The sequence below is a fragment of the Azospirillum baldaniorum genome (genome assembly GCF_003119195.2).
Lineage (GTDB): Bacteria > Pseudomonadota > Alphaproteobacteria > Azospirillales > Azospirillaceae > Azospirillum > Azospirillum baldaniorum.
This window is the reverse complement of the sequence record NZ_CP022260.1, coordinates 480303-503765: the sequence shown is the minus strand read 5'-3', so window position 1 is coordinate 503765 and position 23463 is coordinate 480303. Positions and strand designations below refer to the sequence as shown.

24 protein-coding genes are annotated in these 23463 nt (G+C 71.7%); 15 read left to right on the top strand and 9 right to left on the bottom strand.

Translation table 11 applies throughout. The annotated features are described in order from the left end of the window. Positions 1–108: 108 nt before the first annotated feature. Genes Sp245p_RS28865 through Sp245p_RS28840 form a run of 6 tightly spaced genes read left to right on the top strand, consistent with a single transcriptional unit; the run spans position 109 to position 7781 of the window. Positions 109–2214 (top strand): hydantoinase/oxoprolinase family protein, encoded by a 2106-nt coding sequence (locus Sp245p_RS28865; RefSeq protein WP_014242408.1) that lies wholly within the window; start codon positions 109–111, stop codon positions 2212–2214. A 12-nt stretch (positions 2215–2226) separates the two neighbouring features. Further along, positions 2227–3969, top strand: coding sequence for a hydantoinase B/oxoprolinase family protein (locus tag Sp245p_RS28860; RefSeq protein ID WP_109139133.1), 1743 nt, complete (start codon positions 2227–2229; stop codon positions 3967–3969). Next, entirely contained in the window at positions 3966–5024 is a 1059-nt protein-coding gene (locus Sp245p_RS28855; RefSeq protein WP_109139132.1) for an ABC transporter substrate-binding protein, read from the top strand. The genes Sp245p_RS28860 and Sp245p_RS28855 overlap by 4 nt, the downstream gene beginning before the upstream one ends. After that, positions 5021–6118 carry an ABC transporter ATP-binding protein gene (locus Sp245p_RS28850; protein WP_014242404.1) on the top strand — a complete coding sequence of 366 codons (1098 nt, stop codon included), beginning with the start codon at positions 5021–5023 and terminating at the stop codon, positions 6116–6118. The genes Sp245p_RS28855 and Sp245p_RS28850 overlap by 4 nt, the downstream gene beginning before the upstream one ends. Further along, positions 6115–6966: an ABC transporter permease gene (locus Sp245p_RS28845; RefSeq protein ID WP_014242403.1), complete on the top strand. Its 852-nt coding sequence runs from the start codon at positions 6115–6117 to the stop codon at positions 6964–6966. The genes Sp245p_RS28850 and Sp245p_RS28845 overlap by 4 nt, the downstream gene beginning before the upstream one ends. A gap of 8 nt (positions 6967–6974) precedes the next feature. After that, complete coding sequence (locus tag Sp245p_RS28840; protein WP_041813625.1) at positions 6975–7781, top strand: ABC transporter permease; 807 nt, start codon at positions 6975–6977, stop codon at positions 7779–7781. Between the two features lie 14 nt (positions 7782–7795). Here the strand turns inward: Sp245p_RS28840 and Sp245p_RS28835 are convergent, their stop codons facing one another. Beyond that, positions 7796–8680, bottom strand: coding sequence for an IclR family transcriptional regulator (locus Sp245p_RS28835; RefSeq protein ID WP_014242401.1), 885 nt, complete (start codon positions 8678–8680; stop codon positions 7796–7798). A 115-nt stretch (positions 8681–8795) separates the two neighbouring features. Here Sp245p_RS28835 and Sp245p_RS28830 point away from each other — a divergent pair, with 115 nt between their 5' ends. Continuing rightward, on the top strand, positions 8796–9809 hold the full coding sequence (locus Sp245p_RS28830) for an ABC transporter substrate-binding protein (protein WP_014242400.1): 1014 nt from the start codon (positions 8796–8798) through the stop codon (positions 9807–9809). 89 nt (positions 9810–9898) lie between these two features. Next, the gene (locus Sp245p_RS28825; protein WP_014242399.1) at positions 9899–10135 is read left to right on the top strand and encodes a helix-turn-helix domain-containing protein; all 237 of its coding nucleotides are present in this window, start codon (positions 9899–9901) and stop codon (positions 10133–10135) included. An 8-nt stretch (positions 10136–10143) separates the two neighbouring features. Here the strand turns inward: Sp245p_RS28825 and Sp245p_RS35220 are convergent, their stop codons facing one another. From Sp245p_RS35220 to Sp245p_RS28790, 8 genes are read right to left on the bottom strand one after another with little or no spacing between them, the layout of a single operon-like run. Further along, positions 10144–10290 carry a hypothetical protein gene (locus Sp245p_RS35220; protein WP_186466847.1) on the bottom strand — a complete coding sequence of 49 codons (147 nt, stop codon included), beginning with the start codon at positions 10288–10290 and terminating at the stop codon, positions 10144–10146. Positions 10291–10308: 18 nt separating this feature from the next. Beyond that, positions 10309–11034, bottom strand: coding sequence for an RraA family protein (locus Sp245p_RS28820; protein WP_109139130.1), 726 nt, complete (start codon positions 11032–11034; stop codon positions 10309–10311). A 16-nt stretch (positions 11035–11050) separates the two neighbouring features. Beyond that, entirely contained in the window at positions 11051–12148 is a 1098-nt protein-coding gene (locus Sp245p_RS28815) for a ketopantoate reductase family protein (protein ID WP_014242397.1), read from the bottom strand. Continuing rightward, positions 12145–13749, bottom strand: coding sequence for an ABC transporter substrate-binding protein (locus Sp245p_RS28810; protein WP_014242396.1), 1605 nt, complete (start codon positions 13747–13749; stop codon positions 12145–12147). Before Sp245p_RS28810 ends, Sp245p_RS28815 begins: the two co-directional genes overlap by 4 nt. Next, the gene (locus Sp245p_RS28805) at positions 13746–14747 is read right to left on the bottom strand and encodes an ABC transporter ATP-binding protein (RefSeq protein WP_063958416.1); all 1002 of its coding nucleotides are present in this window, start codon (positions 14745–14747) and stop codon (positions 13746–13748) included. The genes Sp245p_RS28810 and Sp245p_RS28805 overlap by 4 nt, the downstream gene beginning before the upstream one ends. 2 nt (positions 14748–14749) lie before the next feature. Continuing rightward, on the bottom strand, positions 14750–15616 hold the full coding sequence (locus Sp245p_RS28800) for an ABC transporter ATP-binding protein (RefSeq protein ID WP_082188275.1): 867 nt from the start codon (positions 15614–15616) through the stop codon (positions 14750–14752). After that, complete coding sequence (locus tag Sp245p_RS28795) at positions 15613–16443, bottom strand: ABC transporter permease (protein ID WP_246119818.1); 831 nt, start codon at positions 16441–16443, stop codon at positions 15613–15615. Before Sp245p_RS28795 ends, Sp245p_RS28800 begins: the two co-directional genes overlap by 4 nt. Further along, positions 16440–17414 (bottom strand): ABC transporter permease, encoded by a 975-nt coding sequence (locus tag Sp245p_RS28790; protein ID WP_014242394.1) that lies wholly within the window; start codon positions 17412–17414, stop codon positions 16440–16442. Before Sp245p_RS28790 ends, Sp245p_RS28795 begins: the two co-directional genes overlap by 4 nt. Before the next feature lie 274 nt (positions 17415–17688). Here Sp245p_RS28790 and Sp245p_RS28785 point away from each other — a divergent pair, with 274 nt between their 5' ends. The 7 genes from Sp245p_RS28785 to Sp245p_RS28755 are packed head-to-tail and all read left to right on the top strand — an operon-like array spanning position 17689 to position 23435. Beyond that, positions 17689–18882, top strand: a complete 1194-nt coding sequence (locus tag Sp245p_RS28785; RefSeq protein WP_014242392.1) for a mandelate racemase/muconate lactonizing enzyme family protein — start codon at positions 17689–17691, stop codon at positions 18880–18882. A gap of 24 nt (positions 18883–18906) precedes the next feature. Beyond that, positions 18907–19581 (top strand): 4-carboxy-4-hydroxy-2-oxoadipate aldolase/oxaloacetate decarboxylase, encoded by a 675-nt coding sequence (locus Sp245p_RS28780; RefSeq protein WP_014242391.1) that lies wholly within the window; start codon positions 18907–18909, stop codon positions 19579–19581. A 17-nt stretch (positions 19582–19598) separates the two neighbouring features. Then, positions 19599–20198 (top strand): peroxidase-related enzyme, encoded by a 600-nt coding sequence (locus Sp245p_RS28775; protein WP_014242390.1) that lies wholly within the window; start codon positions 19599–19601, stop codon positions 20196–20198. 19 nt (positions 20199–20217) lie between these two features. Then, positions 20218–21234: a Bug family tripartite tricarboxylate transporter substrate binding protein gene (locus tag Sp245p_RS28770; RefSeq protein ID WP_014242389.1), complete on the top strand. Its 1017-nt coding sequence runs from the start codon at positions 20218–20220 to the stop codon at positions 21232–21234. 8 nt (positions 21235–21242) lie between these two features. Next, positions 21243–22025, top strand: coding sequence for an RraA family protein (locus Sp245p_RS28765; RefSeq protein WP_014242388.1), 783 nt, complete (start codon positions 21243–21245; stop codon positions 22023–22025). Positions 22026–22030: 5 nt separating this feature from the next. Further along, the gene (locus Sp245p_RS28760; protein ID WP_158310430.1) at positions 22031–22993 is read left to right on the top strand and encodes an NAD(P)-dependent oxidoreductase; all 963 of its coding nucleotides are present in this window, start codon (positions 22031–22033) and stop codon (positions 22991–22993) included. Continuing rightward, positions 22968–23435, top strand: a complete 468-nt coding sequence (locus Sp245p_RS28755) for a tripartite tricarboxylate transporter TctB family protein (protein WP_014242386.1) — start codon at positions 22968–22970, stop codon at positions 23433–23435. The genes Sp245p_RS28760 and Sp245p_RS28755 overlap by 26 nt, the downstream gene beginning before the upstream one ends. Positions 23436–23463 lie beyond the last annotated feature (28 nt).

Genomic DNA, 23463 nt, shown 5'->3' with positions numbered 1-23463 from the left:
ATCGTGTCAACGGATTTTGTGATTTCGAACGCAATTCCCTACTTGACAGATATTTTTTTGGCGCCCACGCTATAACGCAGATATCAAATTCGCTGTGCAAATTCGAAAATGCGCTCCTCCCGACCTGACGAGACCGCCCCAACCCACAGCCGGACCGGTTTCGACATCAGCTTCGACATCGGTTTCGACGTTGGCGGAACCTTCACCGACTTCGTGCTCCAGAACCGGGCGACGCGCCGCGTCCACAGCTTCAAGCTGCCCTCGACCCCCCACGATCCCTCGCTCGCCATCGAGGAGGGGCTGTCACGGCTGCTCGCCCTGCACGGGGCCGATGCGGCGGGGGTCGTCCGGCTCGGCCACGGCACGACGGTCGCCACCAACCTGATCATCGAGCGCAAGGGCGCCCGCACCGGTCTGCTGACCACCCGCGGCTTCCGCGACGCGCTGGAGATCGGGCGGCAGACCCGCCCGCACCTCTACGACCACCGGGTCACCCGCCCGCCGCCGCTGGTGCCGCGCGCCGACCGCATCGAGGTGGCGGAGCGGGTCGGCGCCGACGGTACAGTGATCGTCCCGCTGGACGAGGCGGGGGTGGAGAAGGCCGCCCGCCGTTTCGCCGCGGCGGGGGTGGAGGCGGTGGCCGTCTGCTTCCTGCACAGCTACCGCTTCCCCAGCCACGAGCGGCGGGCGCGGGCGATCCTGGAGCGGGCGCTGCCCGGCGTCTATGTCAGCCTGTCGTCCGACGTGCTTCCGGAATTCCGCGAGTACGAGCGGCTGTCCACCACCGTGCTGAACGCCGCGGTGGGGCCGCGCATGGGCGGCTATCTCGACCGCTTCCTCGCATCGGCGCGGCGGCTCGGCATCGCGGCGGAGCCGCAGACCGTCCATTCCAACGGCGGGCTGATGTCTCCCGCCGCGGTGCGCGAGCGTCCGGTGCGCACCTGCCTGTCCGGCCCCGCCGCCGGAGTGATCGGCAGCGCGGAGATCGGACGGCTGGCCGGCTTCCCCGATCTCGTCACCTTCGACGTCGGCGGCACCTCCACCGACGTCTCTCTGATCGACGGCGGGCGGCCCCTGTTCACCTCCGAACGGCTGGTCGCCGGCTATCCGGTGAAGACGCCGATGGTGGACATCCACGTCATCGGAGCCGGCGGCGGCAGCATCGCGCGCATCGACGCGGCCGGCGCGCTGAAGGTCGGCCCGGACAGCGCCGGGGCCGCTCCCGGTCCCGCCGCCTACGGCCGCGGCGGGACGGAGCCGACCATCACCGACGCCAACATCTGCCTGGGGCGGCTCGACCCCGCCGCTCTGCTCGGCGGACGGCTGGCGGTGGACGCCGAGGCCGCCCGCGCCGCCATCCGCCGCGTCGCCGAGCCGCTGGGCCTGACGCTGGAGGCGGCGGCGCACGGCATCCTGCGCATCGCCAACGCCGCCATGGGGCGGGCCATCCGCTCCATCTCCACCGAGCGCGGGCACGACGCCCGCCGCTTCGCCCTGTTCGCCTATGGCGGCGCCGGTCCGCTGCACGCGGCGGAGCTGGCCGCCGACTGCGGCATCCGCACCGTGCTGGTCCCGCCGGAGCCGGGCACGCTGTGCGCCCGCGGCATCCTGCTGTCGAACATCGGCATGGATTTTGTGCGCAGCGCCATGGAGCGGATCGACGCCGACTCCTGGCCCACCCTTGGCGCGCTGTTCGCGGAGCTGCGGGAGGAGGCGTCCGGCTGGCTCGCCCGCGAGGGGATCGCGCCCGCCGACCGCGCCTTCCATCGCAGCATCGAGGCCCGCTACGAGGGGCAGAACTTCGAGATCCCGGTGCCCGCCGACGATCTGGACTCGCTCGGGCCGGAAGGCTTCGCGGAGCGCTTCCGCGCCGTCCACCGGCGCACCCACGGCTACGACGTGGCCGGGCGGGCGGTGGAGGCGGTGAACCTGCGCCTCCAGGCGGTCGGGCGGGTGGAGAAGAGCGCCCTGTCGCCACCTCCCTCCGGCACCGCCGTTCCCACCCCGCGCGCCCGGCGCCCGGTCTACGCCGGCCCGTCGGCGGGCTGGGTCGACACGCCGGTCTACGACCGCGCCAGTCTGCCCGCCGGCCTCTCCCTGGCCGGCCCCTGCGTCGTGGAGGAGATGAGCGCCACCACCCTGGTCCTGCCGGGCCAGAGCCTGCGGGTCGATCCGCTGGGCATCCTCGTCATCGCCGTTCCCGCCGCCGCCTGACACCGGACCGCCATGCCCGATTCAGCCTCCCCCGCCCACATCTCCCCGGACCCCATAGCCCCCGACCCCATAGCCATGGAGGTCTTCTCCAACCGGCTGCTGTCCATCGTCGAGGAGATGGGGCACACGCTGATCCGCTCCTCCTTCTCCACCAACATCAAGGAGCGCAAGGACTGCTCGGTGGCCATGTTCGACGCCGCCGGGCGGCTGATCGCCCAGGCGTCGCACGTCCCGCTGCATCTCGGCTCGCTGGCCGGCGGCGTGCGGGCGGTGCTGGCGCGCTACCCGCTGGAGGCGATGCGGCCGGGCGACGCCTTCATCGGCAACGACGCCTATCTGGCCGGCGGCACCCACGCGCCGGACATCGGCATCGTGACGCCGGTCTTCGTCGAGGGCCGGGTGCGCTTCCTCGCCGCCAACTGCGGCCACCATTCCGACGTCGGCGGCAGCGTGCCGGGATCGACCTCCCACACCGCGCGCAGCGTGTTCGAGGAGGGCATCCGCCTGCCGATCCTGCGCATCCGCCGCGCCGGCGAGATCGACACCGACCTGCTGGAGATGATCGCCCACAACACCCGCGACTTCGAGGAGCGGCTGCTCGACCTCAAGGTCCAGATCGCCACCAACGACCGCGGGGCGGCGCTGATGGCCGAGCTTGCCGAGCGGATGGGGGTGACGGCGGTGGAGCGGGCGATCGACGATCTGCTGGCCTACACCGCACGCCGGCTGCGCCGCCGCATCGCCGAGACCGGCGACAACCAGGGCAGCTTCACCACTTGGCTGGACGACGACGGTTACGGCGGCGATCCGGTGCCGGTGCGGGCCACCGTGACCATCCGGGGGGAGCGGCTGACGGTGGATTTCACCGGCTCAGGACCCGAGGCGCGCGGCAGCTTCAACATGCCGCGCAACGCGCTGGAGGCCAGCGTCTACTACGCCGTCAAGGCGATGCTCGACCCCGAGCTGATGCCCAACCAGGGCATGGTCGAGGCGATTGAAATCACCGCGCCCGAGGGGACCATCACCAACCCGCGCTTCCCCGCCGCCGTCGGGTCGCGGGCCAACACGGCGCAGCGGGTGGCCGGGGCCGTCGTCGGCGCCTTCTGCCGTTTCCTGCCGCCGGAGCGGCGGGTGGCCTCGGGCAACGACGTGATGTCCACCATCGTCTTCTCCGGCCCGGCCCGGCGCGGCGGCCGCCGCTTCGTCTACATCGAGACGGTGGGCGGCGGGGCAGGCGCACAGCCCGACGCCGACGGCACCGACGGCACCCACGTCCATGTCACCAACACCTCCAACCTGCCGGCGGAGGCGCTGGAGCGCGAATATCCCCTGCTGGTCGAGGAATACGCTCTGGTCCCCGACAGCGGCGGCGCCGGGGAGTTCCGCGGCGGCATGGGCATCGCCCGGCAGATCCGCTCGCTGGACGACCGGGTGGTCTGCCACGCCCGGCTCGACGGCGCCCGCCGCGGCCCGGCGGGGCTGGCGGGCGGCCAACCCGGCGGGCTGAGCCGGGTCGTGCTGGACCATGGCCGGCCGGAGGAGACGGCGGCCCCGCCGAAGATCGTCAACCACCCGCTGGCCGCCGGGCGCTCGCTGCGCATCGAGACTCCGGGCGCCGGCGGCTACGGCCCGCCGGAACGGCGCCGGCCGGAGCGCATCGCCCGCGACCTCGCCGACGGCCGGATCACCCCCAGCGCCGCCCTGGCCGACTACGGCTTTTCCGAATCCACGTCCACCGGAGGGTTCCGATCATGACCATCACGCGCCGCGCGGTGACGCGCGGGCTCGCCGGGCTGGCGCTGGCCGCCCCCTTCGTCCGCTCCGCCACCGCGCAGGAGCGGACCGTCACGCTGGCCTCCTTCAGCGGCGTGTTCCAGGAGAACTACCGCGCCGCGGTGGTCGAGCCCTTCAAGGCCGCCCATCCCGGAATCGCCGTGGAGTATGTCGGGCTGCGCAACTCGGCGGAGACGCTGGGCACCCTGCGCGCCCAGCGCAACGCGCCGCAGACCGACGTGGTGCTGCTCGACATGATCTCGGCGAAGGCGGCGACCGCGGAGGGGTTGTTCGAACCGATCCCCCGCGATTCCCTGCCGTCGTTGGCCGACCTCGACCCCGGCGCCTTCCTGCCGGGAGTCGCCGGCCCGGCGGCCAGCGCCGACCATCTGGTGCTGCTCTACGCGCCGGATCGGGTGAGCCCCGCCCCGACCTCCTGGCGCGACCTGTGGCGGGAGGAAAACCGGCGCCGCGTCGCCTTCGCCGGCGTGCCGGACCTGACCGGCGTGGCGCTGGTGCTGATCGCCAACCGGCTGGCCGGGCAGGACGACTACCGGCTGGGCGTCGACAAGGGGATCGCGCTGGTCGGCGACCTCGCCCCCAACGTGCTGTCCTTCGACCCGAAGCCCGATGCCTACGCCTTCATCGTCAACGGCACCGCGGCGCTGGGGCTCGGCTGGAACGGGCGCGCCCAGCTCTACGCCCGCCAGTCGCCGGGCCGCATCGCCTCGCTGGTGCCGGCGGAGGGCTCGGTGACGATCAAGCACAGCATCAACCTCGTCCAGGGCGCGCCGCAGCGCGAGGCGGCGCGGCTGTTCATCGACTACGCGCTGGGGGCGCAGGCGCAGGGGGCGGTCGCCGACCGGCTGTTCCTGTCGCCGATGAACCGCCGGGCGGAGGTGGCCGAGGCGACGCGCGACCGCGTCGTGCGCCCCGGGCAGACCGCTGATTGGCTGCCCGTCGACTGGCTTGAAGTGGCACCCCTGCGCGAGCGCATCCACGAGGCGTGGCGCCGCGGCGTGATCGCCCGCGGATGAGCGCGCCCCAAACCCTCGTTCCCTTGGCCCTGGACCGGCTGGCGAAGCGCTACGGCACCGCCCCGCCCGCGCTGGCGGCGCTGTCGCTGGAGGTGGCGGGAGGCGAGCTGCTCGGCCTCGTCGGCCCGTCCGGCTGCGGCAAGACGACGGCGCTGCGCCTGATCGCCGGGCTGACACCGGCCAGCGGTGGGCGGGTGCTGGTCGGCGGACGGGACATCACGGCCCTGCCCGCCCACGCCCGGGGCATCGGGCTGGTCTTCCAGAACTACGCGCTGTTCCCGCACATGACGGCGGCCGACAACGTGGCCTTCGGCCTGCGCATGCGCGGCCTGCCGGCGGCGGAGCGGCACGCCCGCACGGCGGAGGCGCTGGCGATGGTGCGGCTGTCCCATCTCGGCGGGCGCAAGCCGCGCGCGCTGTCCGGCGGCCAGCAGCAGCGCGTGGCGCTGGCCCGCGCCCTGGCGATCCGGCCGAACCTGCTCCTGCTGGACGAGCCGCTGTCCAACCTGGACGCCGGGCTGCGGGCGGAGCTTCTGGCCGAGATCCGGACGCTCCAGCGGCGGCTCGGCATCACCGCCCTGTTCGTCACCCACGACCAGGGGGAGGCGCTGGCCGTCTGCGACCGCATCGCCGTGCTGCGCGACGGCCGGCTGGAGCAGGTCGGCACCCCGCGGGAGGTCCATGACCGTCCGGCCAGCGGCTTCGTCGCCGGCTTCGTCGGGCGGACCAACCGCATCCCGGCGGAGCGGCTGGCCGGCGGCGCGCTGCGCGTCGGCGGAACCCTGCTGCCGGCGCTGGCGGACGGCCCCGCCGGACCGGTCGATCTGTTCGTCCGCCCGCACCGCATCCGTGTCGGAGCGGCCGGAGGCGCGGGCGGCCTTCCGGCGGTGCTGCGCGGCACGGCCTTCCTCGGCGACCGCATCGCCCTGTCGCTGGAGGCCGGCGGCGCGCCCGTCACGGTGGATTGGCCGGTGGAGGCCGCACCTCCGGCGCCGGGGCCGGCCCTGACGCCGGGGGAAACCGTGGCTCTGTCCTGGGACCCCGCCGACATGGCGGTCTTTGCCGCGACCCGCCCGGCGGACGCTCCACCATGACCGCCCCCCGCCCCCTGTCCCTGGCCGGGCTGGTCCTGCCGGCGCTGACCGTCAACCTGCTGGCCTTCCTGTGGCCGATGCTGACTCTCGCCGGCTACGCCTTCCGCGAGGGAGCCGCCGGGGGCATGGTCGGCGACGGCTGGACCCTGGCGAGCTGGGGCAAGGTGCTGGGCGACGGCTGGTACGCCGCGGTGGCGCTGCGCACGGCGGGGTTGGCGGCCGGGGTGGCGGCGCTGTGCCTGCTCGCCTCCTACCCGCTGGCCCTGTTCATCCATCGAAGCCCGCCGCCCTGGCGCAACCGGCTGGTGGTGGTCTGCGTGGCGCCGCTGCTGCTGTCCGCGGTGGTGCGCACCTACGGCTGGATCCTGATCCTGGGCGACCGGGGATTCCTGCCCGGCCTGCTGCGCCCGCTTGGGATCGAGCCGCCGCCGCTGGTCTTCAACACGACCGGGGTGGTGATCGGGCTGGTCGAGATTCTCATGCCCTACATGATCCTGTCGCTTCTCGCCGGTTTCGGGCGCGTCCTGCCGGAGTACGAGGAGGCCGCCGCCAGCCTGGGCGCGCCACCCCTCGCGGTGTTCCGGCACGTCGTGCTGCCGCTGAGCGCGCCGGGGGCGCTGCTCGGCGCGCTGCTGACCTTCGTGCTGACGGTCGGCAGCTTCGTGACGCCGAAGCTGCTGGGCGGCGGGCGGGTGCCGCTGGTCGCCACCGAAATCCAGGACCAGGCGGCGGTGACCCTCGACTGGCCGGTGGCGGCGGTGCTGTCGCTGCTGACCCTGCTGCTGTTCGGCGCGCTGGTCGCGGCTTATGGCGCCGTCGCCCAGCGGATCGAGGAGGCGGCGCGATGACGGGCACGATGACCGGCGCGGTCCTGCGGGCCCTGCACGGGCTGCTGGTGGCGGCGCTGGCGGCCTTCCTGCTGGCGCCGGTCCTGCTGGTCTTTCCCATGTCGCTGTCGGCGGACGCCGACTTGTCCTGGCCGCCATCGGGATGGAGCCTGCGCTGGTACGTAGCCCTGCTGGCGGACGGCGCCATGGCCGCGGCGCTCATCAACAGCCTGCTGCTGGCGGCGGCGGTGACCGCGCTGGCCCTGCTGATCGCCTTTCCCGCGGCGCTGGCCCTGGCGCGCGGGCGGCTGACGGCGCTGGCCGTCCTGCTGACCCTGCCGCTTCTGCTGCCCTCCATCGTGCTCGGGCTGGCGCTGCTGGTCCTGTTCGTCCGGTTGGGGCTGGTGGGAAGCTGGCCGGGCATGGCCGTGCCCCATCTGCTGATCACCCTGCCCTACGCGCTGCGGGTGCTGGAGACGGCGCTGCGCGGGCTTCCCCCCGGCGTGGAGGAGGCCGCGGCCAGCCTGGGCGCCCGCCCGGCGTCGGTGGCGCTGCGCATCACCCTGCCGCTGGCGGCGCCCGGCCTCGCCGCCGCCGCCATCCTGGTCTTCCTGGTGTCCTTCGACGAGGTGGTCGTCTCGCTGTTCATCGCCGGGCCGCGGCTGACCACCCTGCCGGTCGCGCTGTACCGCCATGTGGAGAGCAGCAGCGATCCGCTGGTGGCGGCGGTGGCGGCCCTGCTGGTGCTGGGCACGCTGGCTCTGGTGATCGCCCTGGAGCGGCTGGTCGGGCTGCGTCGCGCGCTGGGCGGCAAGGCGGAGGAGGATCGGCCGTGAGGGGACCGAACCGCCTATTTGCGACGCTCCGCCGGACGCCGGGCGCCGGCCAGGTCTCCGGACGTGGGACCGGACGCGGCGGTGATGTCGCCGATCAGCACCGACAGCTCGGCGGCCATGTCGCGCAGCGTCGGCCCGACCTCCGCCCGTATCCTCGCCTCGGTGAAGTCGGTCGCCGCCCCCGCGCAGCCGAGCAGATACACCGTCCGGCGGCCCGGCACGCGCAGCGGCACCGACACGCCGTTGATGAGCGCCTGCGATTTCCCGCAATTCACCACGAAGCCGTCGCGGGCGTAATCGGCCATGGCGCGGGCGATGTCCTCCAGCAGCCGGGGGCCGCCCTCCTGCTCCGCCACCTTCAGCTCGGCCAGCAGCTTCGCCCGCTCCTTCTCCGTCAGGGCGGCGAGGTGCGCCCAGCCGATGGCGGAGCGCGACAGCGACACCGTGGAGCCCGCCGACAGGTTCAGCGTCAGCATGGTTTCCGCCTGCCAGCGCAGCAGCAGCAGCACGCCGTCCCGCTCGCGCTGGCCGAGGGAGGCCGCCCCGCCGAACCGCTCGGCGATGCGGCGCAGATAGGGGTTCACCGCATCGGCGAAGCCCAGATTGCCGAGCGCCGCGAAGCCGAGCGACAGGACCGCCGGACCGACGGACAGCTTCCGGCTGGCGGGATCGGACAGCAGATAGCCGCATTCGATCAGCGTGTGGCTGAGCCGCCAGACGCTGGGCTGCGGCAGGCCGGTCATGGCGGCGATCTCCACCGTCGTCAGCTCCCGCCGGTTCAGCGAGAAGCAGCGCAGGATCTCCAGCCCGCGGGCGAGCGCCGTGACGAACTGCCGGTCCTTGGCGCCCTCCTCCTGCGCCTCGCCCTCTTTCGGCTCCCTGGCGGCGGCCTTCGGCATGCTCTCTCCCCGGCGGCGGTGGCTTCGGTGTGGCCGATGACTAATACCCGAATTCACTATTTGCAATGCAAACATCGAGTGTCCGTCCGACGGCTTATCCAACGGAGTTCCGGCCATGGTTTCTCGTCGTCTTTTCCTCGGCGCGGCAGCCGCCATCACCACCCTCGCCACTCCCCTCGCCGCCGCCACGGGCGAAGCGCCGCGACGGCTGCGCATCGGGACGCTGCGCCCTATCTCCTCCGCCCCGCTGTTCCTGGCGCACGACCTCGGCTATTTCGCGGAGGCCGGGTTCGAACCGGAGCTGGTCTTCTTCGACGCTGCCCAGCCCATCGCGGTCGCCGCGGCGGGGGGTGACATCGACATCGGCTGCTGCGCCTTTACCGGCGGGCTGTTCAATCTGGCGGGCAAACGGGTGCTGACTGTGGTCGCCGGCGGCAGCCCGGAGGCGCCGGGCTACCCGCTGGTCGGCTATCTGGCCGGACGATCTGCCTTCGAGTCCGGGCTGACCAGCCTGCGCGACTTTCCGGGCCGGTCGGTGGCGATCACCCAGGTCGGGTCCAGCTACCACTACTCCCTGCATCTGCTGGCGCGCAAATACGGCTTCGACCTCGGCACGGTCCGGCTCCAGCCCTTGCAGAGCCTGTCCAACATGACCTCCGCCCTGACCGGCGGGCGGGTGGACGCGGCGCTGCTGCCGACCACCATCCTGCCCGATCTGGTGCGGTCAGGAGCCGCCCGTCTGCTCGGCTGGGTGGGGGACGAGACGCCCTGGCAGATGTGCGGAGTCTTCGTGTCCCAGCGGGTGGCCGCCGACCGCGCCCTGGCGGCGCGCATCCTGCAGGTCTATCGGCGCGGCTGCGAGACATATGCGGAAACCCTGCTGGCCGCGCGGGTGAACGGCACCGCCCCCATCGACGCCGCCACCCGCCCGCTGTTGGACGTGCTGGCCCGCCACTCGCGCCAGCCGGTGGAGCGGATCGCCGAGACGCTGCCCTTCATCCGCGCCGACGGCAAGCTGATCCTCGACAGCGTGCAGGACCAGATCGACTGGATGGCTGCCGCCGGATTGGTGTCCGAACGCTTCCCGGTCCGCAACATCGTGGACGCCGATTTCGGCTACATCGCCTGACCATCGCGCCATTTTGGGAAGAGGGAGGTCGGGCCGTCCACCTTTGCCACTCAGCCTTCCTCTCCCATCGCCAGCCGGGTGTATCCAGCATGCTCGACATCGGAAGAAAGCTGCAGAATCTGCGCGAAGCGCACGGAATGTCGCAGCGCGCCCTGGCGCGCCGGGCGGGCATCAGCAACACCTTGGTTTCGTTGATCGAGAAGGGAAAGACTTGTCCGTTCATCGCGTCGCTGAAGAAGATCCTCGACAGCTTCCCCGTTGAACTGTCCGACTTCTTCGTGCCGCGCCCCGACGCGCCACCCAGGACCGGCGTGCCGCGGAAGTAACCGTTCCCTCAGTCGGCCGATGCGGGGCCGGTGGCGAACTCCGCAGCAAATTCTGCGGCGAATTCTGCGGCGAAATCCGCCGGGAACAGCGCGACCCGATGCTCGATCACCGCCCACACCCGTGGCGCGTCGTGCAGGTCCGGGTGCAGCGCCACCCCGCCCCCTGCCTGTCCTCACACCGGAACGATGTCGGCCCCGGTTTCGGTGAAGGCCAGCCGGTAGCCGCTCTTCGCCAGAATCCCGGCGCCGAACAGGTCCCAGGTCGTGGCGCCGCCGGCGCGGAACCGGCTGCGGAACTCCTCCTCCTTCGCCTCCTTCTCGCGCGAGACGCGGGCCACCTCGTCGAGATCGGCCAGCGGGATCACCACCACGCCGTCGTCGTCGCCGATGATCAGGTCGCCGGGTTCAACCCGGATTCCCCCCACCTCGACGGCCTGGGCGAGCGGGCCGAGCCGTGCTTTGTCGCCGCGCGACCGCAGGCTGACTCCCCGCGCGAAGACCGGAAGGTCCAGCTTGCGCAGTTCCGCGGCGTCGCGGACGGCTCCGTCGATCACCACGCCGCCCAGGCCGCGGGCGAGCGCCGCCGTGGCCATGGTGTCGCCGAAGGACGCGCCGTCGACAAAACCGCCGGCCGAATAGACGATCACGTCGCCGGGACGGGCGAAGGAGATGGCCGCATGGGCGGTCAGGTTGTCGCCCGGCTGCCCCTGGGCGGGAAAAGCCGGCCCCAGGATGCGGAAGCCGGGCCGCAACGGCTTGATGATCGAATCGAGCGCGCCGCGCCGACCCTGCGCCTCGTGCGCGGTGGCGGCGGTCACCCCCTTGAAGGCCGCGATCTGGGCCGGGGTGGGGCGGGGAAAATCGAAGTCGGGTCGCTTGGTATCGGGTCGGTTGCTCATGCTCTGTCGGTCCTTCTCAATCATGGCCTTCGGTCGTGGTGTCGCCGAAGGGGTCCAGTTGGAAAAAGGCGGGATCCGGACGCGCCGCCCCGCTCTCGATGCGGCGCACGGCGTCGCGCACCCGCCGGTTTGCCCAGGCGTCGATGCCGGTGTCCTCAGCGCGGGCGAGGACCGGCCCGTAGATCTCCTCGACCTCGGTCCGCCGGCCCTTGAGGATGTCCTGACCCATGGAGGGACGCTGCCCGGCGGCCTTGCCGGAGACGGCGGAGGCCAAGAGCGCTTCCTCCACCCGGGCCAGCACCGCGCGGTCGCCCTCGGCCGCGCGGGCGAACAGGGCGGCGGGCGTGCCGCCGATCCCTTCCAGCCGCAGGCCAAGCCGCTCGCCGATCAGCACCGCCTCCCCGGCCAGCCGGATGCCGAAGCGGCGCAGCAGCGGGTCGCGGTCCATCGCGTCGATCGACAGGCCGGTCGCCGCGGAAAGGCCGTTGCGCATGGCGTTGGCCGCCAGCTTCGACCAGCGCTCGCCGGTCAGGTTGCCGGTCACCGTCACGGAATCGACCTTGGCGACGAGAGCGCGCAGCGCTTCGAGGCGCGGCGTCGTCCGCCCGTCGGGCTCGCCGATGCGGAAGACCGGAATCCCCGGACTGCCGCGGGACACCCGCCGCAGGATGCGCCCGGCGCCGTCGAGTTCGACCCCGATGCGCGCCGCGATCAGCCCGACGACGCGGTCCCCGCCGACAACCTCCGTGATCACCGGCTCGTTCAGGCCGTTCTGGGCCGAGACGACAAATCCGCCGGGGGCCAGCCGGGGGCGGAGCAGCTCCGCCACCCGCCGGGTGTCCCAGGACTTGACGGCGACGATGGCGACGTCGATGGGGCCGAGGTCGGCCAGCCGATCCTCCGACAGGATCGGGACGCGCACGGTCTCGTCCTCCTCCGGCCGCGCGCCGGTGATGGCAAGGCCGGAGCGGGCGACCGCCGCGACATGCTCCGCCCAGCCATCGACCAGCGTCACGTCCTCGCCCTCGGCGAACAGGCGGGCGCCGATGTAGCCGCCGACCGCGCCGGCTCCCATCACGGCGATGCGGGGACGTGGCGGGACGGTCGCCGTCACGCCCCGCCCTCCAGCCACAGGTTCTTCAGCGAGGAGAAGGCGGCGTCGGGCCGGTCCTCCAGCCCCTTGACCCGGCGGCTGTGCAGCGTGACGCGCTCCAGCTCGAACAGCGGGATGTTCGGCAGGTCGGTCATGGCGATGCGCTGCCAGGCGTGGAACGCCTCCGTCCGCTTGGCCGGATCGGATTCGCGCAGCGCCGTCTCGATCACCGCGTCCAGCTCGGGGTTGGAATACTGGGCGCCGTTGGTATTCGGCACGCCCGGCGCGATGGAGCTGGTGGCGTAGAGCCGGTACAGCCCCAGCGACGGGTCGATCATCGCCGAGAACTGGCCGGAGCGGGTGTCGTAATCGTAATTGGTGTAGACCCGCTTGTAATAGGTCGGCAGGTCGGCGGCGCGCAGCTTCAGGTCGATGCCCACCGCCTTCAGGTTCTGGCGCAGGAACTCCGCGGTGTTCTGCTGGGACTCGGTGTCGTTGGAATAGTCGTGCCACAGCGCGAAGCGGACTCCGTCGGCACCGCGCCGGTACCCCGCCTCGTCCAACAGCCGTTCCGCCGCCGCGGGGTCGAAGGGATAGCCGGCCACGTCCTTGGTGTAGGCTTTCTGGTAATGCGGGATCGGGCCGGTCGCCGGGGTGCCGAAGCCGTACCACGCGGCCTCGATCAGCCCCTTGCGGTCGATGGCGTGGGCGATGGCCCGGCGGACCCGCACATCGCCGGTGATCTTGGATTTGACGTTGAATTCGAAGGTGAAGAAGGGCGACAGCCATTGATAGCCGGCGGTGGTCAGCGCCAGTTCGGGGTTGGCGCGCAGGCGGGCCGCGTCGGCCAGCGGGATCGGGTCGAAGGGGCCGTAGACCACCTCCCCGGTTTCGAAGGCCGCGGCGCGCGACGCGGCGTCGGGGATGATGCGGAAGATCAGACGGTCCACATAAGGCTTGCCGACGTCCCAGTAGGTGGGATTGCGCTCGAAGGCGATGTACTCGCCGCGCTTCCACTCCACGAAGCGGAAGGGGCCGGTGCCGACCGGGTTGATGTTGCGCGGGTTGGTCCGGGGGTCGGTGTTCTCGTAGAGGTGGGCGGGAAGCACCTGCGATTCCGCGGCGGACAGCGCGTTCAGGATGATCGCCGAGGGGCGGGACAGGCGCAGGACCGCCGTCAATGCGTCCGGCGTCTCCACCGCCGTCACGTCGCCGAAGGTGGTGCGGCCGCGCGGGTGGTGCTTCTTCCACAGCTCCAGCACGCTGTAGGCCACGTCCCGGGAGGTGAAGGGCGTGCCGTCGTGCCAGGTGACGCCCTTGCGCAGGTGGAAGGTGATCGAGAGCTTGTCGGGCGACAGCTCGAACCGCTCCGCCAGGGCGGGGATCGGGTTCATCTGCTGATCGTAGCTCAGCAGCCCGTCGTAGATGTTCGGCGACACCACGTTGACGCTGAAGTGGTTGTTGACGGTGTTGGTGAGGATCGGGGGTTCCGGGTTGATGACCGCGATCAGCGTCCCCCCCTTCACCGGCCCCGCCGCGGCTAAGGCGCGCCCCGCCCCGGCGGCGAGGACGGAGGCCCCAAGGGTCAGGGCGAGGAAGGAACGGCGTTCGATGGGGATCACGGAAGTCTCCTCAGGGGACGAAAGGTGTTGGTTTCGGTCGGAATTGTTTCGGCCGATGGCGTCGGGGCCAGATGGCAGGCGACGCGGCGGCCGTCGGCGGCGTCACGCAGGGCGGGCGCCTCGCGCCGGCAGCGCTCGACGGCGAGCGGACAGCGGGTGTGGAAGGCGCAGCCCGGCGGCGGGGCAAAGGGGCTGGGCAACTCGCCCGCCAGGACGGTCCTGGTCGCGGCGCGTCCCGCGTCCGGGTGGGCGGCGGGGGCCGCGGCCATCAACGCGCGGGTGTAGGGATGGGCGGGCTCGTCCACCACGTCGGACCAGTCGCCGATCTCGACCACCCGCCCGAGATACATCACGGCCACCCGGTCGGCCATGTGGCGGACGACGCCGATGTCGTGGCCGATGAACAGGTAGGCCAGCCCATGCCGCTCCTGGAGATCGACCAGCAGGTTCAGCACCTGGGCCTGCAGGGACACGTCGAGCGCCGAGACCGGCTCGTCGAGGACGACGAAATCGGGCCGGGGCGCGATGGCGCGGGCGATGGCCACGCGTTGCCTCTGCCCACCGGAGAGCTGGTGCGGGAAGCGGTCGGCCAGCGCGCGGGCCAACCCGACGTCGTCCATCAGCGCCACCACCCGCCGCGCCCGCTCCGCCGCGTCGCGGACGGTGGGCAGCAGCGGTTCGGCGATGGCCCGCGCCACCGTGTAGCGCGGATCGAGCGAGGCGGCAGGGTCCTGGAAGACCATCTGGACCCTGGCGGTGAAGGGCGCCGCCGCCCTCCCCGTCAGCCGCGTCACGTCGGTCCCGTCGAGGAGGATGCGGCCCGACGCCGGGGCGGTCAGGCGCATCACCGCCCGCGCCAGCGTGGATTTCCCGCAGCCGGACTCCCCGACCAGCCCCAGCGTCTCGCCGCGCCGCAGGGTGAGGTCCACTCCGTCCACCGCGTGGACGGTGCCGTTGCGCGTCCGGTGGGTGACGCGGAGCTTTTTGATGGTCAGCATGCTCAGCCCCCTTCCCCGGAGATCACAAAAGGCACCGAGGTGTCGGCGAGGCGCGGCCTGGGTCCCCCGCGCGTCCGGCGTCCCGGCCGCGCGGCCAGCAGAGCGCGGCCGTAGGGGTGGCGGGGACCGTCGAAGAAATCGCGGACGCTACGGTCCTCCAGCAGCCGCCCGTCGCGCATCAGCAGGACGCGGTCCGCCGCCTCGGCCACCACGCCCAGGTCGTGGGTGATGAGCAACAGCGCCATGCCAAGCTCGTCCTTTAACCGGATCAGAAGCTGGAGGATCTGCGCCTGGATGGTGACGTCGAGCGCCGTCGTCGGCTCGTCGGCGACCAGCGCGACCGGCGACGTGGCCAGCGCCAGGGCGATCACCACGCGCTGGCGCATCCCGCCCGACAGGCGGTGCGGGTACTCGGAGAAGCGGCGCCCCGGCTCGGGGATGCGCACCAGATCGAGCAGCTCCAGCGCACGGGCGGCGGCGGCGCGGGCGCCGGTCCGCCCGTCGGCGCGCACGGCCTCGACGATCTGGTCGCCGATGGTCAGGACGGGGTTGAGCGCCGCCTGCGGGTCCTGGAAAACCATCGACACCGCGGGATGCCCGGCCAAGCGCCTCTGACGGGGCGTCCGGCCGAGGATGTCCGCACCGGCCAGGGTCACGCGGCCGGTGATCCGCGCCTCCGGCGGAGCCAGCCCGGCGATGGACAGGCCGGTGACCGTCTTGCCGCTGCCGCTTTCCCCGACCAGCGCCGTCACCTCGCCCGCCCTCACGGTGAAGGAGAGGCCGTCCACCGCCCTGGTGCCCGCAAAGGCGATCGACAGGTCGCGCACCGCGATCAGCGGTTCGGCCGCCAACGGTTTACCAGGGGTCATCGCGCGGCCTCCCGCGGGTCGAGCCGCTCCGACAGGCCGTTGCCCAGCAGGGTGAAGACCATCACCGTGGCGAAGATGGCGAGGCCGGGCAGCGCCATCAGGTACCACAGCGTGCGCAGCAGAGGCCGCGCGTTGCCGATCATCGCCCCCCAGGACACGAGGTTCGGGTCGCCGAGGCCGAGGAAGGCCAACGCCGCCTCCACCAGAACAGCGTGGGCGACCACCGCGGTGATCATCGCCACCACCGGGGCGATGCCGTTGGGCAGCACATGGTTCAGCAGGATGTGGCCGTGGCCCAGCCCCATCGTCCGCGCCGCCAGCACCCAGTCGGCGTTGCGTATCCGCAGCACCTCCGCCCGCGTCAACCGGGCGATCTCCGGCCAGGAGGTCAGGCCGATGGCGAGCATCACGCTGCCGATGGACGGCGCCAGCACGGCGACCAGGACCATGGACAACAGGAAAGACGGCAGCGTCTGGACATAGTCGCACAGCCGCGACAGCAGATGGTCCGCCACCCCGCCGAAATAGCCCGCCACGGCGCCCAGCCCGACGCCGATCAGCGTCGCCACCGCGGCAGCCCCGACGCCGACCGCCAGCGACACCCGCGCCCCGAACAGGAGCTGCGCCGCCACGTCCCGCCCGAGCTGGTCGGTGCCGAGCGGGAAGGCGCCGTCGGTCAGCGGCCACAGACCACGCGGCCCGACCATCGCCATGGGATCGCCCGGCCGCAGCAGGCCGGCCGCCGCCGCCAGCAGGGCGAGGAGCGCCACGCAGAGCACCCCCAGCCGCAACGTGGAAGGCGTGGAAAAGGAGAACCGTGCGCTCACGCCGTCACCTCGATCCGCGGGTCGAGCGCGGCGTAGGAGACGTCGACGAGGATGCCCATGACGATCACCAGAAGCGAATTGCAGAGAAAGAGGCTGAGCAGCAGGTTCACGTCGCGGTCGGCCACCGCCTCGAAGGCGAGACGCCCCAGGCCGGGCCAGGAGAACACCGTCTCCACCACCGCCCCGCCCAGCATCGAGCCGAGCTTCAGGCCGCTCAGAGTCACCACGGGGAGCAGCGCGTTGCGCAGGATGTGCCGCAGCGTCACCCGCGTCTCGGAAATGCCCTTGGCCCGCGCGGTGCGCACGAAATCCAGCCGGCTCGTCTCGATCACCGCGGCCCGCGTGACCCGCGCGTAGAGGGCGGCGTAGCCCAGCCCCAGCGTGGCGGCGGGAAGCACGAGATGGGCGGCGACGTCCACCGCGTGCGGCCAGCCGGCGCCCGGCGCGCCCACCGTGGCGTAGCCACCAATGGGGAGCCAGCGCAGCTGGACGGCGAACAGCACGATCCCGACAAGCCCGATCCAGAAGGACGGCACGGCGAAGATCAGGGAGGACAGGACGGACACCGCCCGGTCGAAGCGGCCCCCCGGACGGCGCCCGGCCAGGACCCCCGCCGCCACGCCGACGGCCACCGCCGCCAGAACCGCCACGGTGACGAGCAGCGCCGTCGCCGGCAACCGCTCCAGCACAAGGTCGGCGATGGGCCGGTTGTAGCGGAAGGAGAAGCCCAGATCGAACCGCAGGAGCTGGGACAGATAGGCCTGGAACTGGTCGAGCGCCGAGCGGTCCAGCCCGAACCGCGCGCGCAGATCGGCCATCTGCTCCGCCGTGGCGATCCCGCTCTCGCCGGCCATCACATCGACCAGATCGCCGGGGACCGCCTTCAGCAGCAGGAAGTTCACGACGATCATGACGATGACCATCGGCGCGGCCGCGAGCGTCCGCCGCACGGTGAAAGCGAATAACGTCATGGTTGCAGCTCTGGGGGTGCTTTTGCACATTTTCATGATTGGAAAATCGGATGAACCGATCGTCTCTTGATTTGTAATTTACCTCTTGATTCCTACTCTGTCTATAGGCAATAGTCTGCTCTCGATACAGGGCGGGACTGTTGTTTCCACGCCCGGAGAAAAACTACCGTCTTTTCAGAAAAAATCCGGCGGCACTCGCTTCCGGTCGAAGTCATCTCATTGACTGCGCGTGGCCGTTCCTTCGACGGCGGCGCTTCATACCCTGGGAGTTCTCATGAAGATCGCGAGGGTTGAGAGCTTTTTCTTCAATCCTGGCCGCGCCAAGAATCTTCTTTTCGTTCGCATCGAAACGGAGAGCGGGATTTACGGCTGGGGCGAGGGCTACGTCACCGCGGGCAAGGAAAAGGTCGTCGCCGCCTATGTGGACGCCATCGCACCGCTTCTGATCGGGCGCGAGATCTGGAACATCCGCCAGCTCGCCCAGACACTGCTCGACGATTTCTCGATCCGCCGGACCTCCGTCGACTTCCTGTGCGCGCTGAGCGCGGTCGAGATCGCGTCCTGGGACATCGTCGGCAAGCGCGCCGGCCTGCCGGTGCACAAGCTGCTGGGCGGCGCCGTCCGCGAGAAGATCCGGGTCTACGCCAACGGCTGGTGGTTCGGCGCGTCCTCCATCGACGACACCGCGAACCGCGCCGCCGCGGTGGTGGCGCAGGGCTACGACGCGCTGAAATGGGACCCGATCCCCGGCCCGTGGCGCAACTACGTCGATCCGAAGGACCTCGACCACGCCGTGGAGAACGTCCGCGCGGTGCGCGAGGCGGTCGGCCCGAACGTGGAACTGCTCATCGACGGCCACCGCCGCCTGTCGCCGAACCACGCGATCCGCCTGATCGAGCGCCTGCGCGAATTCGGCATCGCCTGGTACGAGGAGCCCTGCCCGCCGGAAAACCTCGACCTGACGGCGGAGGTGCGGCGCACGACCAACGTCCCCATCGTGTCGGGCGAAGCGCTCTACACCAAGGAGCAATATCTGCCGCTGTTCGAGAAGCGCGCCGCCGACATCATCAACCCGGACATCAGCGCCGTCGGCGGCATCCTCGCCATGCTCGACATCGCAGCATTGGCGCAGCCGCATTCCATCGCGGTCAGCCCGCACAACTTCAACAGCCCCATCGTCGGTCTGGCCGCGACGGTCCACCTGTCGGCGCTGGTCACCAACTTCACCATTGCCGAGCTGTTCGTGAACCTCGTCGAGCCGACGCGGGAGCTGGCCCTTCAGGGGCTGACCATCGCCGACGGCTACGTCGACATCCCCGACACGCCGGGCCTGGGCGTCGATCTCGATGTCGAGGTGCTGCGCCGTCACCCCTATCAACCGCTGTCGGGCAAGGGGTTGCGCGACCACCGCGACGAGTTCCCCCGCCGCGGTCCCCCCTCTACCTTCAAAATCGCCGCGACCGCGTGACGCGGGCTTGGGAGCCATTCCGACATGACCAGCATCCGCACCGATTTCCCCCGCCCCACCCCCGAGCAGGTCGCGGCCTTCGCGACGATCGGCGCCGCCACCGTCCATGAGGCGCTGGGCCGCCGCGGCGCCGTCGATTCGGCGATCAAGCCGATCTGGCCGGGCCTGCGCATCGTCGGGGCCGCCTTCCCGCTGAAGACCCAGCCGGGCGACAACCTGACCATCCACGCCGCGATGAAGCTGGCCCGTCCGGGCGACGTCCTCGTGGTGGACGCCGGCGACTACACCGAGCAGGGTTCGTTCGGCGACGTGATGGCGACCTCCGCCCAGTCGCTGGGGCTCGCCGGTCTGGTGACCAACGGCGGCGTCCGCGACGCCGCGGCGATCCGCGACATCGGCTTCCCGATCTTCTCCCGCGCCATCTCCATCAAGGGGACGGTGAAGGCGACGCTGGGGCCGATCGCTCAGCCCATCGTCGTGGGCGGCGTCACGGTGCATCCGGGCGACCTGATCGTCGGCGACGACGACGGCCTCGTCGTCGTTCCGCTGGACGAGGTCGAGGCCGTCCTGACGGCCTCCCGCGCCCGGCTGGAGAAGGAGGAGCGGCTGCGCGCCGACCTCCAGAGCGGCAAGACCACCTGGGACATCGGCAATTACGACGCGCTCCTGGCCCAGACCGGCCAGAGCCTGCAAGCGTGAACAGGAGGAGCAGAACGATGCCTGTGAAGAAGACGACGGCTGCCGCCCCCGCCGCCGAGAGCGTGTCCTGGCTGCGCCTGCCCGCGCCGCCCCAGGACGACCGCACCGACGCCCTGTTCGAGCATTCGGTGTCCGTCCGCGGCTACATCCGCAACACCCAATCGGTGCTGGCGCACATCCCGGCGCTGGTCCTGGCGCAGGAAGCGCTCAGCCGGTCGGTGACCGTCGATTTCACGGACGGGCTGACGGGCCGCGAGCGCGAGCTGATCGCGCTCGCCGTCAGCGTGCAGAACCGGTGCGAGCCCTGCGTCTGGGGGCACGCCGGCAAGCTGCGCGAGATCACCGGCGATCCCCGCTTCGTCGGGCTGGTGGAGGTGAACTACCGCCGCGCCGACCTGACGCCGCGCGAACGGGCCATCGTCGATTACGCGGTGCTGATCACCGAGCGTCCCTGGACCATCGAACCGGCGGACCTCGACGGGCTGCGCGCGGTGGGCCTGTCGGAGCGGGAGATTTTGGAGGCCGCGGCCATTGCCGCCTACTTCAACTTCTCCAACCGGGTGAACAGCGCGCTGGGCGTCCATCCCAATCCCGAACCGTTCGACGCCAACCGCTGACGAAAGACGAAGGACCGCCATGTCCCGAGATCGGTTTCCCGCGCTTGACCGGCGCTCCTTCCTGACCGCTGCCCTGGCCGGCGCCGCCGCGACCACCCTGGCCGGGGTCGCCGCCCCGGCGGCGCGGGCCGCGGCACCCGCGTCCTGGCCGACGCAGCCGGTGCGGCTGGTCGTTCCCTTCCCGCCCGGCGGTGGCACCGATCTGCTGGCCCGCGCGCTGGCCGACCGGCTGTCGAAGCTTCATCCGCAGCCCTTCGTGGTCGAGAACCGGCCCGGCGCCGGGGCGGCGGTCGGCACCGACTACGTCGCCAAGTCCACCGATGGCCACACCTTCCTGTTCGCCTCGTCGAACCATGTGACGGTGCCGGCTCTGTCCACGGCGGTGCGCTACGACATCTTCAAGGACTTCAAATCGGTGGTGCTGGTCGCCGATCAGGCCAGCGTGCTCGCCGTCGATCCGGAGCTGCCCGGCAAGGACGCCGCCGAGGTTCTCGCCCACATCAAGGCCAACCCTGGCAAATACAATTACGGCACGGCGGGCATCGGGTCGGGCCAGCATCTCAGCACCGCCTTCCTCCAGCAGCTCACCGGGATCGACATCGTCCATGTGCCGCTGAAGGGCCAAGGGGAAATCATCTCGGAACTGCTGGGCAAGCGCATCCAGGCCGGATTCCTGGTGCTGTCCACGGCCCTGCCCTACTTCCGTTCCGGCCAGATCCGGCCCCTGGCCGTGGCGCTGCCGGAGCGCAGCCCCTTCGCGCCGGAGATCCCGACCTTCGGCGAAGCCGGATTGAAGGACTTCGCCGCCCGCTCCTGGCTCGGCCTGCTGGCACCGTCGGCGACGCCGACGGCGGTCGTGGACCGGCTGCACGCCGACATCGTGGGCTTCGCCAAGGACAAGGACTACGTCGCCATCACCGAAAAGGCGGGGATGGCCCTGGTCAACGAAGGGCCCGCGGCCTTCGACGCGGAGATCGCCGCCGGCTACGCGCAGTGGAAGCAGGTGATCCAGACCGCCGGTATCAAGCCGAGCTGAGGGGAGCGATGACCGATCCGAAAATCGCCGAGGAGCTGGCCGTCTATTCCGACCGGCTGCTCGGCCTGCTCGACCCCGCCATCGTCCGCCGCGTCGCCATCGACCGGCCCGACGCCGCGATCATCGAGCGCTATCTCGCCTTGCCCGACCTGACCTCCCAGGTCGCCGACATCCTCGACGGGCTGGGCTACGACAGCGCGGTTCCCCGGCGGCGCCTGCCGCCGCTGGAGGGGGGACGGCGCGTGGCGGGCCCCGCCATCACGGCGCGGCAGATTCCGGCGGCGCGCGCGCCGGGATTCTCCATCGCCTCAGGCCACCGGCCGAAGGGCGGCGGCATCGACCAGATCACCCTGACCCGGCGCGGCGACGTCTTCGTCATCGACGCCGGCGGGGTGGCCGAGGCGTCGAGCTTCGGCGGCATCCTGGCCACGGCGTCGATCGCCGCCGGTCTGGCCGGCATCGTCGTCGACGGCGCGGTGCGCGACAGCGCCAACATCAAGGCGGGCGGCCTCGCCGTCTGGTCGGCGGGCGTCACGCCGCGCACCGGCAAGCACCGGCTGGAGCTGGCGGAGTTCAACGGGCCGGTCACCATCGCCGGCATCCAGGTTCATCCCGGCGATCTGGTGCTGGGCGACGACGACGGGCTGCTCTTCGTGCCCGCCGCGCTGATCCTGGAGGTCATCGAACGGGCGGAGGCGGCGGCCAGCCAGGAAAGCGCGCTTCTCGGCGCCCTCTCCTCCGGCGGATCGGCGCGCGAGGCCGCGGCGATCCTGCACCCCAGCAAATGGTGAGCGGCATGGTCAATCCCAGCACTCCCATCTCCCACACCGGCATCCCCCGCATCGGAATCATCGGCTTCGGCGAGGTGGGATCGAGCTTCGCACGGGGCCTGATCGCCGCCGGGGCGGGCGACATCGTCGCCTACGACGCGCCGCCCGGCCCGACCGAGCGCCGCCTCGCCCTGCGCCGGGCGGACGAATTGGGGCTCGCCCTCGCCTTCGATCCGGCGGCGCTCGCCGATCGGGACATCCTCATCTCCAGCGTGACGCAGGATGCGGCGGACAACGCCGCCACTACGGTGGCTCCGCACGTCGCGGCGGACGCGATCTACGCCGACGTGAATTCACTGTCGCCGGAGGTGAAGGCCACGGTCGGCGGTCGGCTGAACGCCGTTCCCGGACGCTTCGTCGACGTCGCGATCATGGGAGCACCGGCCTCCGACCTGCACCGCGTGCCGCTTCTGGCGGCGGGCCGGAGGGCGGAGGAGCTTGCCGCGAGGCTGGCCCCCTTCGGGACCGGCATCCGCGTCGTCGGGCCGGAGCCGGGCCGGGCGGCGGCGGTGAAGATCCTGCGCAGCATCCTCACCAAAGGGCTGGAAACCCTGCTGGTCGAGGCGCTGACCGCCGCGCGGCGCCACGATGTGGAGGCGGAGGTTCTGGGCGGCTTCCTGGAGCTGTTCGAGCGGCGCCCCGCGCTCGACTTCGTCGAATTCCTGGTGCGCTCCGACACGGTCCATTCCGGGCGCCGCGCGCTGGAGGCCGCGCAGTCGGCGGACACCGTCGCCGCGGTCGGGCTGGAGCCGGCGATGAGCCGCGCGGTGGCGGCCCGCCTGTCGCAGCTCGCCGGCCTCGGCCTCAAGGAACGCCTGGGCGGGGTGCCGCCCGCATCCCTGTCCGACGCGGTGACGCTTTTCGACGAGGCGCTCGGGCGCCGGCATTCCACGGAGCAGCGACATGGCATCGAACATCCGCAGAACTGAGGAGCTGGCCTCCGGCCTCGCGCTGGCCGCCCTGGGCGCGGCGGCCGGCGCCTTCATCGTCGCCAGCTACCCTCTGGGAACGGCGCGCCAGCTCGGCCCGGGGGCGATGCCCGCCCTGGTGGCGCTGATCCTCGTCCTGCTGGGCGGCGTCATCGCCGTCCGGGGCCTGTGGGAACAGGGCCACGGCGGGGGGATCGACCTGCGCTCCGCGCTGCGGCCCGCCGGGCTGATCCTGGGGGCCATCCTGCTGTTCGGCGGGCTGGTGGACACGCTGGGCGTGGTTCCGGCCAGCGCCGTCGCGGTGATCGGCTCAGGGCTGGCCAGCCGCCGAACGCGCAAGCGGGAGATCGCCGCGCTGGCGGCGGTTCTCGCCGTCGCGGTGCCGGCCCTGTTCGTCGGGATTCTCGGCATGCCGCTGAAGATCTGGCCGACGCTGCAATGAGAGAGGATCGACCGGCGTCATGATGGAT